Source organism: Cryobacterium sp. Hz9 (assembly GCF_004402825.1).
Taxonomy (GTDB): domain Bacteria; phylum Actinomycetota; class Actinomycetes; order Actinomycetales; family Microbacteriaceae; genus Cryobacterium; species Cryobacterium gelidum.
Genome location: NZ_SOFC01000022.1, coordinates 220,385 through 237,814 on the forward strand (window position 1 = coordinate 220,385; position 17,430 = coordinate 237,814).

A 17,430-nucleotide genomic window follows, 5' to 3' on the forward strand; every position below is an offset into this window, starting at 1 on the left:
CGTGGCGCGGTGTGGTGGCGAAAAGCCGCGGAGAGCGGGAGAATTCGGGCATGCCTCGCCTTCTCGCGCTTGTGCGCCGTTACCCCCTCGTTTGCGCCACCGTCCTCGTCGGCCTGCTCGGGCTGGTCTTGGCTCTCGTCGGGGCAGCGGATGCGGTGCGCTGGCTGTTCAGCGGGTTCGGTTTGGCCGCAGCCCTGATCGCATCCGTTGGTATGCTGCGGCAACTGTTTCGGGGTAGCTTCGGCGTCGACCTGCTTGCCATCATCGCGATCGTCGCAACCGTTCTCGTCGGCGAATATGTGGCAACCCTACTCATCGTGCTCATGCTCGCGGGCGGGGAAGCCCTCGAAGACTTCGCGGCGGGGCGGGCAGCCCGTGAGCTCGACGCGCTGCTGAAACGCGCCCCCCAAATCGCGCATCGACTCGACGCCGCGTCGAAAGAGGCCATCGACGTGCCCGCCACCGAGGTGCGTGTGGGGGACCTCCTCCTCGTGCGCCCCGCCGAGGTCGTGCCCGTCGACGGAAAACTGCGGTCCGACAGCGCCGTGTTCGACGAGTCCTCGCTCACCGGCGAGAGCCTCCCGGTCGAACGCACGGCCGGTGACGGAGTTCTGAGCGGATCGATCAATGGGCAGCTGGCGGCGACCATTGTCGCCACGTCGACTGCCGCGAACAGTCAGTACCAGCACATCATCGCCCTCGTCGAAGAGGCATCGCAGAGCAAAGCCCCGGTGGTGCGACTCGCCGACCGCTATGCCGTGCCGTTCACCGCGGGCGCGCTCGCACTCGCCGGACTCGCCTGGATGCTCTCCAATGATCCGGTGCGGTTCGCCGAGGTGCTCGTGGTGGCGACACCGTGTCCGCTGCTGCTGGCCGCGCCGGTCGCGTTCATGGGCGGCATGAGTCGCGCCGCCCGCAACGGCATCATCGTCAAGGGCGCCGGGGTGCTCGAAGCGCTCTCCCGTGCCCAAACGGTCGTCTTCGATAAAACCGGAACGCTCACCTACGGAACACCCACGATCACCGAGGTGCGCCCCGAAGCGGGGTTCAGCGCCGACGAACTGTTGACCCTGGCGGCATCGGCCGAGCAGTATTCGAGTCACGTGCTCGCGGCATCCGTTATCGCGGCCGCGCACGAGCGCGGTCTCGAATTGCACACGGCGGACTCGGCGAGCGAAGCCGCGACCTTCGGTGTTGAGGCGCGATTCGGGGTCGGCGTGGTGCGGATCGGCAAGCTTTCCTTCATCAACGAGGGAACGGCGGATGCCACGGCCACGCACCTGGTCGGCGGCGAGCTGGCCATGTACATCGCCGTCGATGATCGATTCGCGGGCAGCATCGTGGCGAGCGACCGGGTGCGGGACAACGCCCGCCAAACGGTCGCCGACCTGGCACGCCTCGGTGTGCGGGAAAATCTCATGCTCACCGGCGATGCGCGCGGCACCGCCCAGCACGTGGCGAGCCAAGCCGGCATCGTACACGTGCGGGCGGATTGCCTGCCGAGCGACAAGGTCGATGCGGTGCGGGCACTCACCCGGCGGCCGGTGATCATGGTCGGTGACGGTGTCAACGACGCTCCCGTGCTGGCCGTCGCCGACGTGGGCATCGCAATGGGAGCGAAGGGGTCGACGGCGGCGAGCGAATCGGCCGACGTGGTCATTCTGCTCGACGATATCTCCCGCACCGTGCGTGCCGTGCGCATCGGGAAAAACACCGTGCAGGTGGCCCTGCAGAGCATCTGGCTGGGCATTATTCTGAGCGTCGTTCTCATGGTCGTCGCGGCGTTCGGGCTGATTCCTGCGACGGCGGGAGCGATCAGCCAGGAGATCGTCGACCTGGTGACCATTGTGAACGCGCTGCGCGCGATCGGCGGACGCCGGGACATCGCGGCGGCTCGCGTGGCTTCGGTTGCCTCCGGAGGGTCGGAAAAAGCAGACAGACCGGTACACCCAGTCATAGACAGACCGGTCTGAATCGGGAGCATTTCGAGGCCCGAATTGTGCAGACGCCAAGATAACGATCCTGTTACCGAGCAATCTGCGCACTGTACGGGGCTGGGACTCGTGCGATACGTTCACGATCACGCTGCACCCTGAACTGGGGCAGAGCGGTCAGCGCATTCCGATCCGATTGGACACGCACGTGAAATCACACTTCAGGCGAATCGCACTCCCGCCAGAAAACCCGCAGTTCGCTCCACTGCCGCGGCGAAGAGTGATGGCGGTGTTCGTGACCACGACCCTCGTCGCCGCCGCCGCCCTGGTCGGCGTGACCGGCGCTGCAGCCGCCCCGCCGGCTCCCGGACTCGGCGGCATCATCGGCGCCGGCATCGGCCAGCCGGTCACCGACTTCACCGACGGCCGCTACATCGTGACCCTGGCCGACGACGCCGTCGCCACCTACACCGGCGGGATCGACGGCTTTGCCCCGACCACCCCGGATGCCGGTGCCCGCCTCGACCCGCGCAGTCGCGCCTCGGCAAGCTATTCCGATTATCTAAGCGGCAAGCAGAAGAAGGTGGCGGCATCCGTTGATGCCACGATCGACTACTCCTACACACTCGCCCTCAACGCGTTCGCGGCCGAACTCACCGCCGCGCAGGCCGCCGCGCTCTCGGCCGAGAAAGAGGTCGTGGCCATCACGCCCGACGAGCTCAAGCACGTGACGGCAACCTCATCGACCGATTTTCTCGGGCTCTCCGGCGATGACGGCGTCTGGGCGAATACCGGCGGCACCGAAACCGCGGGCGCGGGCGTCGTCATCGGTGTGCTCGACACCGGAATCGCGCCCGAGAACCCCTCCTTCTCCGGCGACGTGCTCGGCAACACGGCCGGTAAGGAACCCTGGCTCGACGGTGACACCATCACCATCACCATGAACAAGAGCGACGGCACCACCTTCACCGGCCAGTGCGTCACCGGGCTGCAGTTTGCCGCGAACGACTGCAACACCAAGATTGTCGGTGCGCGCTACTTCGTGACCGGCTTCGGCGCCGACCGTATCGGCAGCGCTGCTACCGGCGAATACCTCTCGCCTCGCGATGGCGACGGCCACGGGTCGCACACCGCGAGCACCGCCGGCGGCAACCACGACGTGACCGCGACCATCAGCGGACTCGACTACGGACTCATCTCCGGCGTCGCCCCGGCGGCGAAGATCTCCGCCTATAAGGTGTGCTGGTCCGGCCCGGACCCCGCACTGTCCACCGATGACGGCTGCGCCACCTCCGACCTGCTGGCCGGCATCAATCAGGCCGTCGCCGACAACGTCGACGTACTGAACTATTCGATCGGCGGCGGAGCGGCCGACACCACGGTCTCGCCGACCGACCAGGCTTTCCTCGGCGCGGCCGCCGCCGGCATCTTCGTGGCAGCCTCGGCCGGAAACTCCGGCCCCGGCGCTTCCACGCTCGACAACGCGGCCCCGTGGATCACCACCGTCGCCGCGAGCACCATCCCCGGCTACGAGGCCACCGCGACTCTCGGCGACGGCACCGCCTACGCGGGCGGATCGATCTCGGTCGACCGTACCCCTGGCGCCACCCCGCTGGCCGGACCGCTCGTGCGCGGTGACCTCGTGGCCGTCGCTGGCCACGACCCGGGCGACGCCCGGCTCTGCGGCCCCGATTCCCTCGATGCCGCGCAGGTCGCCGGCACCGTCGTGTTCTGTGAACGCGGTGTCTATGGCCGGGTAGCGAAGTCGGCCGAGGTACTGAGGGCCGGCGGCATCGGCATGCTCCTGGTGAACCGCGTGCCCGGCTCGGTCGACACCGACGAGCACGCCGTGCCCACCGTTCACCTCGACGCGCCGTATTGGGATGCGACGTTTGGCTACGCGGGCAGCGCCGGGGCATCCGTCGTGTTCACCGATGGCAACACGACCAGCTACACGCCGCCGACACCGCAGGTGGCCGGGTTCTCCTCCCGCGGACCGGTACTCGCCGACGGCAGCGACATCCTGAAGCCCGACGTGACCGCGCCCGGCGTGGCCATTCTCGCCGACGGGCCCAATGCTGCGGGTGGCGAGCCGACCTGGCAGTTCCTCTCGGGGACATCGATGTCGAGCCCGCAGATCGCCGGGCTCGCCGCCCTGTACCTGGGTGAACGCCCGCTCGCGACGCCGGGTGAGATCAAATCGGCACTGATGACAAGCGCCTACGACACCGTCGACGCCAACGGTGTCACCGTCACCGACCCGTTCGTCCAAGGTGCCGGACACGTTGACCCGACGAAGATGTTCGAGCCGGGCCTGCTCTATTTGAACGACACCGACGACTGGTACTCGTACATTCAGGGCATCGGCTACGACGTCGGCGCCGACGCGGTCGACCCGAGCAACCTCAACCTGGCTTCGATCGCGATCGGGTCACTGACCGCACCGGAAACCATCACGCGCACCGTCACCAGCACCGAAGCCGGCACCTTCAGGGCGCAGCCGGTCACCGTGCCCGGCATCAACGCGATCGTTTCGCCCGCCACGTTGAGCTTCGGTGCCGCGGGCGAATCGGTCAGTTATACCGTGACCTTCACCCGAACGGATGCCCCGCTCGACACGTTCTCGACCGGCGCGCTCAACTGGGTGAGTGACGCGGGCACGCTCGTGCACAGTCCCGTCGCCATCCAGCCGGTGACCCTCGTTGCCCCCGCCACCGCGGAGGGCACCGGCGTCGACGGCTCGGTCGACGTGTCCATTACGCCCGGAGCCACTGGAGACGTGCCGCTGAAACTGATCGGGCTCGCGGCCGGGCTGCACCAGAGCGACCCGGCCAACCCTTCGAGCCCGAACACCGGAACGGGCGCAGCCGGGGACGAGTTCCGCTACCAGGTCGAGGTGCCAGAGGGCACCCAGCTTGCCCGCTTCGACCTCGATGCACTCGATCAGACCGCCGACCTCGACCTGATCGTCTACCGTCTGAACGGTGACGGTGGAACCCCGGTTGCCGGCTGGCAGTCCGCGACCGGGTCGGCCGATGAGCGCCTCGACCTGGTCGATCCGCAGGCCGGCTTCTACCAGGTGGTCAACTCCGTCTACAGCGGATCGACCGCGTTCAACGTCAACACCTACTCGGTGCTCGCCGGCGCCGGCGAGGGGTCGTTCGCGGCCGCGCCAGCTGTCGTCGCTGGCCAGCAGGGTGTCGCGGCGACGTACTCGCTGTCCTGGACGGGCTTGACGCCCGAGACCGGGTATCTCGGCCTGGTCGGCTACGGCGACACCACGGTATCGACGGTGGTGTCGGTGGCCAGCGGCGCGGAACCCGAGCCCGAGGCTCCCGTCAACACGGTCGCGCCCTCGATCGAGGGCGCCGCTGTCGTCGGTCAGAAACTGACCGCCAACCCCGGTGTGTGGAACGTTGCCGGCCTGGCCTTCAGCTATCAGTGGCAGTCCGATGGTCGCGATATCAAGAAGGCCACCACGGTCGACTACAAGCCGACCACGTCGGTCGCTGGCCAGACGCTCACCGTGGTGGTCACCGCGACGGGTGATGGTCTGCCGGACGGTATCGCAACGTCGGCCGGGGTGGTCGTGAAGTACCAGTCCACGCTCGACCTCACGCTGGAGTCGAAGTCCCAGCGGCACTCGACCGGCGTGAAGATCGACGTCTCGGTGAAGACCAAGGCACCGCGCTCGGCGCAGCCGGGGGCGGTGCAGGTTCTGGTCGACGACACGAGCTACAACGTGGCCCTTGACGCAACGGGCACGGGATCGCTCACGCTGAACGGTCTCGACCGCGGCACATACACGGTCACCGCGCACTATGCGGGCACCGACCTCATCGCCGCAGCGGCGAGCAAAGGGCGCACGCTGACCGTGCGGTAGCCGGGCCGAGCGGCCGGCACGCGCCGCAGCATCCGTTTCGAAGCGGCCGGCACGCGCCGCAGCATCCGTTTTGAAGCGGATGCTGCGGCGCGCGTTCGTTGGCGCACCCCGCGTTCACCCACGCCGTGCCCCTGCGTGCGGTATCTGCGAAGTGCCCCTATCCGGGGGGTGGCGAGCGCGCTACCGTCACGTGCGAACTGTCCCGCGCCGTGGAACAGCGAACCGTTCCTGTGTGGAACGAGACCACCTCGCACCCCGATCGGATGGGACGCCCACGTGAGTTCTTTCTTCAGGCGAACGATGTCAGCGCCGGATTCAGCGCTGAACCCGACGCCAAAATCTCGCACGCGTCGCCGTGCCACAATCGCGGCCACCGTCGCCGTCGCCCTGGTAGGCGCTTCGATACTCGTCGGCGGCACACTGCGCGCCGGCGCCGCCCCTGCTGCGACCGGACCGTTCGGCAGCATCGCCTCGCCCGGTGGGCAGCGGATGGATTTCACGGCCGGCCGCTACATCGTGACCCTCAGCGACGAGGCTGTCGCACTGTATCGGGGCGGTGTCAACGGTTTCTCGGCCACCATGCCAGATGCCGGGGCCAAGCTCGACGCGCAGAGCCGCTCGGTCGAGAACTACCGGGACTATCTCACACGCGTTCAGCGCGAGGTGGCGGCCTCCGTCGATGCAACCCTGGCGTACTCCTACACGCTCGCCCTCAACGGGTTCGCGGCGCAGCTGACCGGCAAGCAGGCGGCAGCCCTCGCGATGAAGAAGAACGTGATGTCGGTCGAACCCGATGCTCTCAAACACCTCACGGTCGAGTCGTCAACCGATTTTTTGCGGTTGAGCGGCCCCACCGGCCTGTGGTCCAAGCTCGGTGGCCCGAACGAGGCCGGCAAGGGCATCGTCATCGGCGTGCTCGACTCGGGGATCGCCCCCGAGAACCCGTCATTCGCCGGAGAGCCGCTCGGCACGTCGCCGGGCGACCAGCCGTGGCTCGACGGGGACACCATCACCATGAACAAGGCTGACGGCAGCACCTTCACCGGCACCTGCCAGACCGGAGAGCAATTTACCCCGAGCGCCTGCAGCACGAAAATCGTGAGCGCCCGGTACTACCTCGACGGCTTCGGCGCCGATCAGATCGGCACGGCCGCGACCGGCGAATATGTCTCCCCGCGTGACGGCGATGGACACGGTTCGCACACCGCGAGCACCGCCGGCGGCAATTTCAACATTGATGCCAACGTGAGCGGCGTCGGTTTCGGTGCCATCTCGGGCGTTGCCCCTGGAGCGAAGATCGCGGCCTACAAGGTCTGCTGGTCGGGCGTCGATTCCCGGTCGACGGACGACGATGGTTGCGCCGAGTCCGACATCCTGAAGGCCCTGGACCAGGCGATCTCGGATGGGGTCGATGTGATCAACTATTCGCTCGGCGGCAGCCCGGCGCAGACCACCTTCTCGGCGTCCGACCAAGCATTCTTGGGAGCTGCGGCTGCGGGAATTTTCGTGGCGGCATCCGCTGGCAACGCCGGGCCCGGCCCATCGACCGTTGACAACGCCGCACCGTGGATCACCACGGTCGCGGCGAGCACGATTCCAGCCTACGAAGCCACTGCCACCCTCGGCAACGGCTCGGCCTATGCCGGAGCCTCCATAACCGTGGACCGCACGCCGGGCGCGCCACCGCTGGCGGGCGATCTGGTCCGCGCCGACCTCGTGGCGGTCGACGGCTTCGACCCGGCCGACGCGCTGCTCTGCGCGCCCGGCGCACTCGACGACGCGAAGGTCGCCGGGGCGATCGTGTTCTGCGAGCGTGGCGTCTACAACCGGGTGGATAAATCGGCGGAGGTGTTGCGGGCCGGCGGTAGCGGCATGGTGCTGGTCAACCGCACCCCGCTCGACGTTGACCCGGACGAGCACGCGGTGCCGAGCATCCACCTGGATGCTCCCGCCTTCGACCCGATCTATGCCTACGCAGCTACCGTCGGGGCGACAGTCACGTTCACGCCCGAAAACACGACCGACGTACAGACCGCGGTTCCGCAGATCGCCGGATTCTCCTCCCGCGGTCCGTTGACAGCCGACGGCGGCGACATCCTCAAACCCGATATCGCCGCTCCCGGCGTGGGGATTCTCGCCGACGGTGCTAACGCGGCCGGTACCGAGCCGACGTTCAAATTTTTGTCCGGAACTTCCATGGCCAGCCCGCACATCGCCGGCCTGGCCGCGCTGTATCTCGGTGTCAAGCCGCTCGCGACACCGGCCGAAATCAAGTCGGTCATGATGACGACCGCCAAGGACACCGTCGGTGCCGACGGCGACCGGGTCAGCGACCCGTTCGCGCAGGGCGCTGGCAACGTCAACCCGACCGCGTTCGACTTTCCAGGATTGATCTACCAGAGCGGCCCCGCCGACTGGCTGGCCTACCTCCAGGGAATCGGATTCGATGCCGGTGTGGATCCGATTGACGCGAGCAACCTGAATCTGCCGTCCATCACGATTGGCGCCCTGGCCGCACCGGAGACCGTGACCCGCACGGTGACGAGCGCCCGGGAAGGCACCTATACGGCGACCCCGATCGATATTCCCGGCATCAACGCGGTCGTCTCGCCGGCCACGTTGACCTTCGACAGCGTTGGCGAAACACAGAGTTACACGGTGACGTTCACCCGAACGGATGCCCCACTCGACGTCTATGCCACCGGTTCGCTGGACTGGGGCTTCGGTAATGGCGGATCGGGCGACCCGGGGGACTTCTTCGACATCGTGCACAGCCCGATCGCCATTCGACCCGTCACCGTCGTGGCCCCCACGCAGGTGAGCGGCACCGGCCTCGACGGCTCTGTTGACGTCACGGTGACGCCGGGCGGGTCCGAGCCGGTCGCGCTGAACCTCAGCGGCCTCGCCAACGGGGTACACCGGGACAACGCCGACGACCCGTCCAGCCCGCACACCGATGCGGGCTCGACCGGCGATGAGTTCACCTATGAGGTGGAGATTCAGGGAGACCGGCTGGCCCGGTTCGACCTGAACGCTGTGGATGATTCGACCGACCTCGACCTGTTCGTGCTCCTGCTCGACGGCCCGGGCGGCGACCCGATCGCTGGCTGGCAGTCCGCCACCGGTTCCGCCGACGAATTCGTTGACCTTCCTGCCCCGGAGGCAGGTTTCTACCAGGTCATCGTGGACGTGTTCTCCGGTTCGACAGCATTCGACGTGAATACCTTCTCGGTCTCGTCGGGGAAACCCACCAACGGGTTCACGGCGACCCCGTCGGCGATCCAAGGATCGCAAGGCGTTCCGCACATATACACGCTGAGCTGGGCCGGCCTCCTGCCGAACACACCGTATCTCGGCGTGGTGGATTACGGCGACAGCACAGCATCGACGATTCTTGCCGTTGCCGCCAGCGCAGGCAGCGAACCGGTCGCACCGGTGAACACGGTGGTGCCGAGCGTGTCCGGCACCCCCGAGAGCGGATCTGTCTTGACGGCTGATCCCGGAAAATGGAACACCGAGGGCCTCGCCTTCGGCTACCAGTGGCGCAGCGATGGCGTCGACATTATCGGCGCGACCTCCTCGACCTTCCGGCCGACGGCGGCGCTCGCCGGCACGACACTGACCGTGCTGGTGACGGCGTCGAAGGACGGGCTGCCGAGCGCGTCGGCGACGTCTGCGGGGGTCGTGGTGAAGTATGCCGCCAAGGTTGCGGTGACGTTGAATCACCGGGCCGTCTTCTTCTCCAGCCGGGTCACCGTGTCGGTCGCGGTGACCAGCAAGGGTGCGGTCGGCGACACGGTCACCGTCACGGTCGACAAGCGCCGCTTCACCGTGGCGCTCGACGCAAAGGGGCACGGCAGCGTCACGCTGCCCCGGCTCGATCGCGGTCTGTACCAGGTCGCCGGACACTACGCCGGCAACGAGACGGTCGCTGCCGCGAACAGTGCGTCGCGTTCCCTGTTGGTCGTGCGGTAGCCCCGCACGGTTGTCGGGCACGGTCTCCTGCATCGGGCCCGGAACGCGGGTCCAGGACAGCACCTGGGCCCGCGTTCGCAGGATGGGCCCGCCGCCGCGCAGCGCAGCGCGGGAGCTTAGGCTGGGGGGATGCGAGTGGCGAGATGGATGCGGCGGCGACCGGGGGTATCCGCTGTACGCGGGCTGACGGTACCGGGGGCGACTGCGCCCGGCGCGGGGCCGAAGCCCCGCCTGAACCGCGACGTGATCGTGCTCGGCGTGATCGCGTTCTTCGTGATGGTGGGGTTCGGCGTCGTCGTTCCGGTGCTGCCGGTCTACGTGCAGAGCTTCGGGGTGGGCAACCTCGAGGTCGGAGCGGTCGTCTCCGCGTTCGCGCTCATGCGGTTCGTCTTCAGCCCCGCCTGCGGCCGGTTGATCGACTGGGCGGGGGAGCGCACCGTGCTCGCCGTGGGTATCGGAATCGTGGCGCTCTCGAGCGGGCTGGTCGGCGCCGCCGACAGCTACCTGCAACTGCTGCTGCTACGCGGTGCGGGCGGTATCGGTTCGGCAATGTTCTCGGTGTCGGCGATGACGCTGCTGCTGCGCACCGCCGAGCCGGGTCGCCGGGCCCGCGCCATCGGTTTCTATCAGGGCGGATTTCTGATCGGCGGCATGGCCGGCCCAGCGATCGGCAGCCTGCTCGCGACCATCTCACTGACCGCGCCGTTCTTCTTCTACGCCGGCACCCTCACCGTGGCGGGCCTGGTCGGGCTGTTTCTGCTGCGTTCGGGCGGGCGGGGCAGCGCGCTGGCCGGCGCCGACGCATCCGCTGAACGAACGCCGTTTCGGAACGTGCTGCGCGACGAACGTTTTCGCGCGGCGTGCCTGGCCAACTTTGCTCAGGGGTGGACCTCGCTCGGGGTGCGTACGACGCTCATTCCACTCTTCGTCGTGGTGGTGCTCGGCGGCACGAGCTCGTGGACCGGCATCGCCCTCGCCGCGGCGGCGGTGGCGCAAGCGCTCGCGCTCGCGCCGGCCGCCCGGTTTGTCGACACCGTCGGCCGTAAACCAGCCATCATCGGGGCGTTCGCTGTGGCCGGGCTCGCCATTGTGGCCATCTCGTTCGCGCCGAACATCTGGGTGCTCGGTGCCCTGCTCTGTGTCTACGGGGTCGCCGCCGCGTTCATGGGCACCGCGCCGGCCGCCGCGGTGGGCGATGCCGCCGGTGCGCGCGGGGGCCGCCCGGTGTCGGTGTTCTCGATGTGTGCGGATGCCGGTGCGATCGTCGGTCCGCTCGTAGCGGGCCTGCTCGTTGATACCTTCTCGTTCTCGGCCGGGTTTGCCGTCGGCGCGGTCTTTCTGCTCCTGGCTGCCGCCTACGCACTGCGGATGCCATCGGAGCGCCGCGTCTGAGAAATAAGGAATACGATGGTGGATGCATGCGTTTGCATAAATATCAACCGCTCGATTTGTCAGGAGAAGACCACATGACCGTTCAGACCACCGGACTGCACCATGTCACTGCGATCGCGGGCGCCCCGCAGCGCAACATCGACTTCTACGTGACCGGGCTTGGCCTGCGCCTCGTCAAGAAAACCGTGAACTTCGACGACCCGGGCACCTATCACCTCTACTACGGCGACGATTCCGGCCGACCCGGCTCGCTGCTCACTTTCTTTCCCTGGACCGGCATTCGCAGCGGCCGCACCGGCGCCGGCCAGTCGACGACGACCGCGTTCTCGGTTCCGGCGGGCAGCATCGGCTGGTGGAAGGACCATTTCGCGAAGCTCGGCGTGGAATCCGAAGTCACCGGGCGTTCCTCGCACGAGGAACGGCTTTCGCTGCGAGACCCCGACGGGCTGCAGCTCGACCTGGTGGCGTCGTCGACGGTGGATCCGCGCAATCCCTGGGACTCCGCCGCCGTTCCCGCCGAATTCGCGGTACGCGGCCAGCACTCCTCCGTACTCACCGTGGCCGACCCGGCGCAGACCGTGCAGGTGCTCACGACCGATCTCGGCATGCATGTCATCTCCGAAACGGATGGCCGCATTCGCGTGGGGGCCGGCGATGGTGCGCCCGGAAACCTCGTCGACGTGCTCGCCGACCCTGATGGACAGCCGGGCCTGACTGCTGGCGGCAGCGTGCACCACGTGGCCTTCCGGGTCCCCGACCGGGCAACCCAAGCCGAATGGCGCGAGCAGCTCGCGGACCGCGGCTACGGCGTGACCGCAATTCTCGACCGCCAGTACTTCACATCGATCTACTTCCGCGAACCCGGCGGCGTGTTGTTTGAAATCGCTACCGACACCCCCGGATTCGACATCGACGAGCCGCTGCTCGAGCTCGGCCGTTCGCTCAAGCTTCCGCCGTGGCTGGAGCCGAGCCGAGAGGCCATTGAGAATGCGGTCGTGCCGATCACGCTGCCGCCCGCAAACAACCCGGCGGTAGCGGATGCTGCTGCGCCGGTTCCGGCTGCTGCCGAATGAGTGTCGCGATACCGGAAGCCGAGTGGCCGCACCTGTTCCGACCGGGTTCGATCGACGCGCCCGTGCTACTGATGCTGCACGGAACCGGGGGTGATGAACAGCAGATCAGCGGTCTAGCCCCCGCGCTGGACCCGCGGGCCGCCGTGCTTGCCCCGCGCGGTCGGGTGCAGGAGAACGGTATGAACCGCTGGTTCCGTCGCCGGTCGGAGGGCGTCTTCGACACCGACGACGTGGCCCGACGAGCCGATGACCTCGCCACATTCCTCATCTGGGCACGGAGCCACTACGAGCTGGGCGATCGCCGGCTGGTCGCCGTCGGATTCTCGAACGGTGCCAATATCGCCCTCGCCACGGCGCTGCTACACCCCCAGGTGCTGGCGCGGGTGATCGCGTTCTCCGGGATGCATCCGCTCGACCGGACTGCCGCGGATGCAGGATCCAATGCGATTGACGCGCGGGTCGCGAAGAGCGAACTGGCAGGCTCCGCCGTGCTGCTCCGGAACGGTACAAGTGACCCGATGGCGCCGTTGCCGAGCGTGCAGAGGCTCATCACCGTGCTCGAACAGCGCGGCGCGCAGGTGCAGCAGGGGCTGCGCCCCGGTGGCCACGGCATCACCGAAACGGATATCGCTTCCGCGGTGGAATGGCTTGGCACAGTGGCGTAACAAGAGGAGAGAGCAAGCAATGCCCGATTGACGGCGTCACCCGGGCATTGCTCGACCCGGGCACCATTCAACGAAGCTCGGTGCGCCCCGAGATGATTCCGCTCACCGTGGCGACGACGGCGAAGATCACGGTGATAACGGGAAAACCGAGGTCCCACCAGGCGATGGCGGCCGAGCCGAAGATGGCGATTTCGATGAAGGCCTTGCCAAAGGGATCGATGCGGAACACTGCCTTTGGCGATCGGAACAGTGCCCAGACCAGGATGGCAAAAGCTGGGGTGGCGAGGCCGAGGAGCACGCCGGGCCAGGGGAGCGGCCAGGCGACGAAGCCCCAGATCCCGAGGCTGACGAAGGCGAAGAGTTCGAGCACGAACCGGAGCATGTCGTTGGGGCCGATCTTCGGCAGGGCGCGCGTGTCTGTCACCCGTCAATTCTAGCGATGCGTCCCGCCCCCGCGGTTCGGGCTCGGAGCGGGCCCACGATAGGTCAGGGGCCCTGGACCACGAGGTGGTCCGCAAATCAGGACCGCTACTTGAAGATGATGGTACGGGCCCCGTCGAGCAGCACCCGGTTCTCGGCGAACCACTTGACCGCCTGGGTGAGCGTGCGGCTCTCTTCGTCCTGCCCGATCGAGACGAGCTCCGTCGGGGTGCGCGAATGATCGACCCGCACCACGTTCTGCTCGATGATCGGCCCCTCATCGAGATCGCCGGTCACGAAGTGCGCCGTCGCCCCGATCAGCTTCACGCCGCGGGCGTGCGCCTGGCGGTACGGATTGGCACCCTTGAACCCCGGCAGGAACGAGTGGTGAATGTTGATCGCCCGACCGTTGAGCCGAGCGCACAGTTCGGGCGTGAGAATCTGCATATAGCGGGCGAGCACGACGAGTTCGATATCGAGCTCGTCGACAGCTTCGATGACGCGGGCCTCGAAAGCGGCCTTGCTGGCGGCATCCGTGATCGGCAACGACTCGAACGGAACGCCGTAAAACCCGACCAGGTCGCGCAGTGTGCCGTGATTGCTGAGCACGAGTGGAATCTCGACCGGCAACTGCCCGCCACGCTGACGAAACAGCAGGTCGTTCACGCAGTGACCGGCCGACGACGCGAGCACGAGCGTGCGCAGCGGACGCCCGACGACATCGATGATCGACGCCATCGCATAGCGTTCGATCACGGGCGCGAGCGCTGTCTCCAGCTCGGGCCGGGTCGCCGGCGACTGCACCTGCAGCCGCATGAAGAAACGCCCGGTGTCATCACTGGAGAATTGCTGACTCTCCGAGATGTTGCCCCGCGCCTGCACGATGGCGCCACTGACCGCGTGCACGATTCCGGGCTGGTCGGCACAGACCAGCGTGATTACCCAATGGTGCGGGGTCGAAGAAGTCATTGGCTCAGAATACCCGGCGCGAGTGCGGATGCAGCGGCCAACACCTTGCCGCGGTACCTGGTTTGGGTAGACTACCCCTTGGTCGCACTGAACAAGTCGGCCCCGGGCGCGCACGTCGGCGCGCAGTCGAGTGGCTTCGACCTCGGTGTGAATGATCCCACCGGTCGACCTCGACTCTCAGCGTGAGTGCAGCCATGACCAACACCGCCAATATCTTCTTGCCCACCGGGTCTATTCCCGTCGTCTCCTCGACGCGCTCCACCCGGGCCGTTCCTCCGTTCCCCTGGGTCGGGCTGATCACCCTGTCCGCCGCCGTTTTTCTCTCGGTCACCAGCGAAATGCTGCCGACCGGCCTGCTTCCCGAGATGAGCCGCAGCCTCAACGTCGCCCAGTCGCAGATTGGGCTGCTCGTCTCCTGGTTCGCCTTCACGGTCGTACTCACGAGCGCGCCCGTGGCCATCTGGACCCGCCGCTTTCCGCGGCACGGCCTGATCATCGTCGTGCTCGTCATCTTCGCGGTGAGCAACATCCTCACCGCTGTCGCTCCGACCTATGAGTTCGTCGTCGCCGCCCGGGTGCTCGGCGGCGTCGCGCACGGCCTGTTCTGGTCGGTTGTCGGCGCCTACGCCGGCCACCTCGTGCCGAAAGCCCAGATCGGTCGCGCGGTCTCCATCACGGTCGCGGGAGGCACCCTCGCCTTCGTCCTCGGCGTGCCGCTCGGTACCGCGGGCGGGCACCTGCTCGGCTGGCGCCTCTCGTTCGTCGTACTCGCCGGCCTGATGCTCGTCGGCGCGGTCTTGGTCTGGAAGTTTCTCCCCCCGGTAGCGCGGTACTCCACCGGAGCCCCGGCATCGGCTTCCGCGACCAAATCCGCACCGAAAATCCGGCAGCCGCGTGACGCGACGGTACCAGCCGTGGCGCTGATCTGTCTCATCACCGGCATCACCATGATCGGCCACTACAGTTTTTACACCTATATTGCGCCGTTCCTGCTCGATGGGCTCGGTGTCGACCTGAGCCTGGTGGCACCGCTGCTCTTCGCCTATGGCGTGGCCGGCGCGGTCGGACTACTGCTGGTCGGCACGATTTTTGGCCCGCGCCCGAGCCTGGGCTTGATTCTGGGTCTGGCCGTGAGCGGTGTCAGCGTGACGCTCCTCGCGGTGTTCACGGCCACGCTGCCCCTGGCGATCGCCGCGTTCGTGTTGTGGGGGATGGCATTTGGCATGCTCCCCCCGCTCCTGCAGACACGGATGCTGCACGCAGCGTCGCCGCGCATCCGCGACACCGCGAGTGCCTTCTACACGACCGCATTCAACGCCGGAATCGGCGGGGGCGCCCTGCTTGGCGCGGTACTGATCGAGTCCGTCGGCCTCGAGATGGTGCCGATCGTCTATGTCGGGGTGCTGGTCGTGGCGCTGCTGCTCGTGATCGTCACCGACCGCATGCCCCGCCGTCGCGCTCGCTCCTGACCGGCTCCGCTCGGTAAACGCGGGCGGGCGGGCGAGCTAGCGGCGGGGGCGGTCGGAGAGCGGACGGTTGGCTACGACCGGCAGGTGGCCGGTGAAGCCATCTCGGGCCGCCGCGATCTCAAGGATGCGGCCGCGGCAGGCGTACCAGCCGATCATCAGCCCGGGAACGATCAGCACGAGCGAGCTGATCGTCAGCGTGCCGACGGGCCAGTCGAATGCCATCAGCACGAGCACACCGACGAGGAAGACCAGGGTGAGGTAGCCCGAGTATGGCGCCCACGGCATGCGGAACACCGGGCGCATCACGATGCCGCGCTTGGCCCAGGCCTGCAACCGCAGCTGGCACAGCACGATCATGCTCCAGGCGCTCACGATGCCGATCGCAGCCATGTTGAGCACGATCTCAAAAGCCTCGTCGGGCACGATGGCGTTGAGCCCGACGCCGAGCAGCGTCACGGCCCCCGTCAGTAGAATGCCGCCGAACGGCACCCCGTTGCGGCTGATCTTGCCCGCAAAGCGCGGTGCCGAACCGGCAAGCGACATGGAACGAAGGATGCGTCCGGTGGAATAGAGGCCGGCGTTCAGCGAGGACAACGCCGCAGTGAGCACGACGAGGTTCATGATCACGTCGACCCCGTCCACCCCGATCGTGCCGAAAAAGGTGACGAAGGGGCTTTCGCCGGCCGTGTATGCCGTGTACGGCAACAACAGCGAGAGCAGCAGAATCGATCCGACGTAGAAAACCGCGATGCGAATGATGACCGTATTGATCGCCTTCGGCATGACCTTTTCGGGGTTCTTCGTCTCGCCGGCGGTCGTGCCGACGAGCTCGATGGAGGCGTACGCGAACACGACGCCCTGCACCACGAGAACGGATGCGATCAGCCCGTTCGGCAGCCAGCCTCCGTTTGCACCGATCAGCGCAAACCCGGTGGTGGCCCCGTCCAGTGGCGTGCCGAAGATCACCATCCAGGTGCCGACGACCAGGAATGCCACGATCGCGAGCACCTTGATCAGCGCGAACCAGAATTCCATCTCCCCGAACACCTTGACCGAGAGCAGGTTGAGGAACATCACCAGGCCCAGCGCGGCGAGGGCGTACAACCACTGCGGTATCGAGCCGAACGGCGCCCAGTAGGTGGCGAAGAAGTTCATGTAGAGGGCAACGGCGGTCACGTCGACGATCGCCGTCATCGCCCAGTTGAGCCAGTACAGCCAGCCGGTCACGAACGCCGTCTTCTCGCCGAAGAACTCGCGCGCGTACGACACGAAGGAGCCGGAGCTCGGGCGGTGCAGCACCAGTTCGCCGAGCGCCCGCAGAATGAGAAAGGCAAAGAAACCGCAGATCGCATAGACGAACACCAGGGCGGGACCGGCGCTGGCGAGGCGTGCTCCGGCACCGAGGAACAACCCGGTGCCGATTGCGCCGCCGATCGCGATCATCTGGACGTGGCGGGACTTGAGGCCCTTATGCAGGGCATCGTCCTCGTGCACGCTCAGCGCGTCTTCAATGTGCTCGAGCGGAGTCCCTCCTCGTGGGTTCACGTGGTCGTGGTGACCGTGCATCGCGTTACCCAGTGGGGGCGTGGGGGAGGGCTGCTGGCCGTGGGTGGGGCTCAAAACGGTACTCGATTTCGCTGGCCGGTCGCT

At 67.2% G+C, this 17,430-nt stretch carries 10 protein-coding genes; 7 read left to right on the top strand and 3 right to left on the bottom strand.

The features are described from left to right. The first annotated feature begins 50 nt into the window (after positions 1-50). From E3N85_RS12110 to E3N85_RS12135, 6 genes are all read left to right on the top strand, one after another. A complete protein-coding gene (locus E3N85_RS12110) occupies positions 51-1,973 on the top strand; it encodes a heavy metal translocating P-type ATPase (RefSeq protein ID WP_134463496.1) in 1,923 nt (640 codons plus the stop codon). A 256-nt stretch (positions 1,974-2,229) separates the two neighbouring features. Next, entirely contained in the window at positions 2,230-5,817 is a 3,588-nt protein-coding gene (locus tag E3N85_RS12115) for a S8 family serine peptidase (protein WP_241978476.1), read from the top strand. A 300-nt stretch (positions 5,818-6,117) separates the two neighbouring features. Further along, entirely contained in the window at positions 6,118-9,792 is a 3,675-nt protein-coding gene (locus E3N85_RS12120) for a S8 family serine peptidase (protein WP_134463500.1), read from the top strand. A gap of 129 nt (positions 9,793-9,921) precedes the next feature. Then, positions 9,922-11,184, top strand: a complete 1,263-nt coding sequence (locus tag E3N85_RS12125; protein ID WP_241978477.1) for an MFS transporter — start codon at positions 9,922-9,924, stop codon at positions 11,182-11,184. A gap of 74 nt (positions 11,185-11,258) precedes the next feature. Further along, entirely contained in the window at positions 11,259-12,257 is a 999-nt protein-coding gene (locus tag E3N85_RS12130; RefSeq protein ID WP_134463502.1) for a ring-cleaving dioxygenase, read from the top strand. Next, positions 12,254-12,922 carry an alpha/beta hydrolase gene (locus E3N85_RS12135; RefSeq protein WP_134463504.1) on the top strand — a complete coding sequence of 223 codons (669 nt, stop codon included), beginning with the start codon at positions 12,254-12,256 and terminating at the stop codon, positions 12,920-12,922. The genes E3N85_RS12130 and E3N85_RS12135 overlap by 4 nt, the downstream gene beginning before the upstream one ends. A 67-nt stretch (positions 12,923-12,989) precedes the next feature. Here the strand turns inward: E3N85_RS12135 and E3N85_RS12140 are convergent, their stop codons facing one another. Together E3N85_RS12140 and purU are read right to left on the bottom strand one after the other, a co-directional pair. Next, the gene (locus tag E3N85_RS12140) at positions 12,990-13,346 is read right to left on the bottom strand and encodes a YrdB family protein (protein ID WP_241978478.1); all 357 of its coding nucleotides are present in this window, start codon (positions 13,344-13,346) and stop codon (positions 12,990-12,992) included. A 104-nt stretch (positions 13,347-13,450) separates the two neighbouring features. Then, positions 13,451-14,311 (bottom strand): formyltetrahydrofolate deformylase, encoded by an 861-nt coding sequence (gene purU / locus E3N85_RS12145; RefSeq protein WP_134463506.1) that lies wholly within the window; start codon positions 14,309-14,311, stop codon positions 13,451-13,453. A 182-nt stretch (positions 14,312-14,493) separates the two neighbouring features. On the opposite strand from purU, the gene E3N85_RS12150 reads away from it, so the two are divergent. After that, on the top strand, positions 14,494-15,780 hold the full coding sequence (locus E3N85_RS12150) for an MFS transporter (RefSeq protein WP_241978479.1): 1,287 nt from the start codon (positions 14,494-14,496) through the stop codon (positions 15,778-15,780). Between the two features lie 36 nt (positions 15,781-15,816). Here the strand turns inward: E3N85_RS12150 and E3N85_RS12155 are convergent, their stop codons facing one another. Further along, on the bottom strand, positions 15,817-17,346 hold the full coding sequence (locus E3N85_RS12155; RefSeq protein ID WP_134463633.1) for an amino acid permease: 1,530 nt from the start codon (positions 17,344-17,346) through the stop codon (positions 15,817-15,819). Between the last annotated feature and the right edge of the window lie 84 nt (positions 17,347-17,430).

Bases quoted from the DNA above. Each gene is read 5' to 3' on its own strand.
- E3N85_RS12110 (WP_134463496.1), top strand. From the start codon at position 51: ATGCCTCGCCTTCTCGCGCTTGTGCGCCGTTACCCCCTCGTTTGCGCC.
- E3N85_RS12120 (WP_134463500.1), top strand. From the start codon at position 6,118: ATGTCAGCGCCGGATTCAGCGCTGAACCCGACGCCAAAATCTCGCACG.
- E3N85_RS12125 (WP_241978477.1), top strand. From the start codon at position 9,922: ATGCGAGTGGCGAGATGGATGCGGCGGCGACCGGGGGTATCCGCTGTA.
- E3N85_RS12130 (WP_134463502.1), top strand. From the start codon at position 11,259: ATGACCGTTCAGACCACCGGACTGCACCATGTCACTGCGATCGCGGGC.
- E3N85_RS12135 (WP_134463504.1), top strand. From the start codon at position 12,254: ATGAGTGTCGCGATACCGGAAGCCGAGTGGCCGCACCTGTTCCGACCG.
- purU (WP_134463506.1), bottom strand. From the start codon at position 14,311: ATGACTTCTTCGACCCCGCACCATTGGGTAATCACGCTGGTCTGTGCC.
- E3N85_RS12155 (WP_134463633.1), bottom strand. From the start codon at position 17,346: ATGCACGGTCACCACGACCACGTGAACCCACGAGGAGGGACTCCGCTC.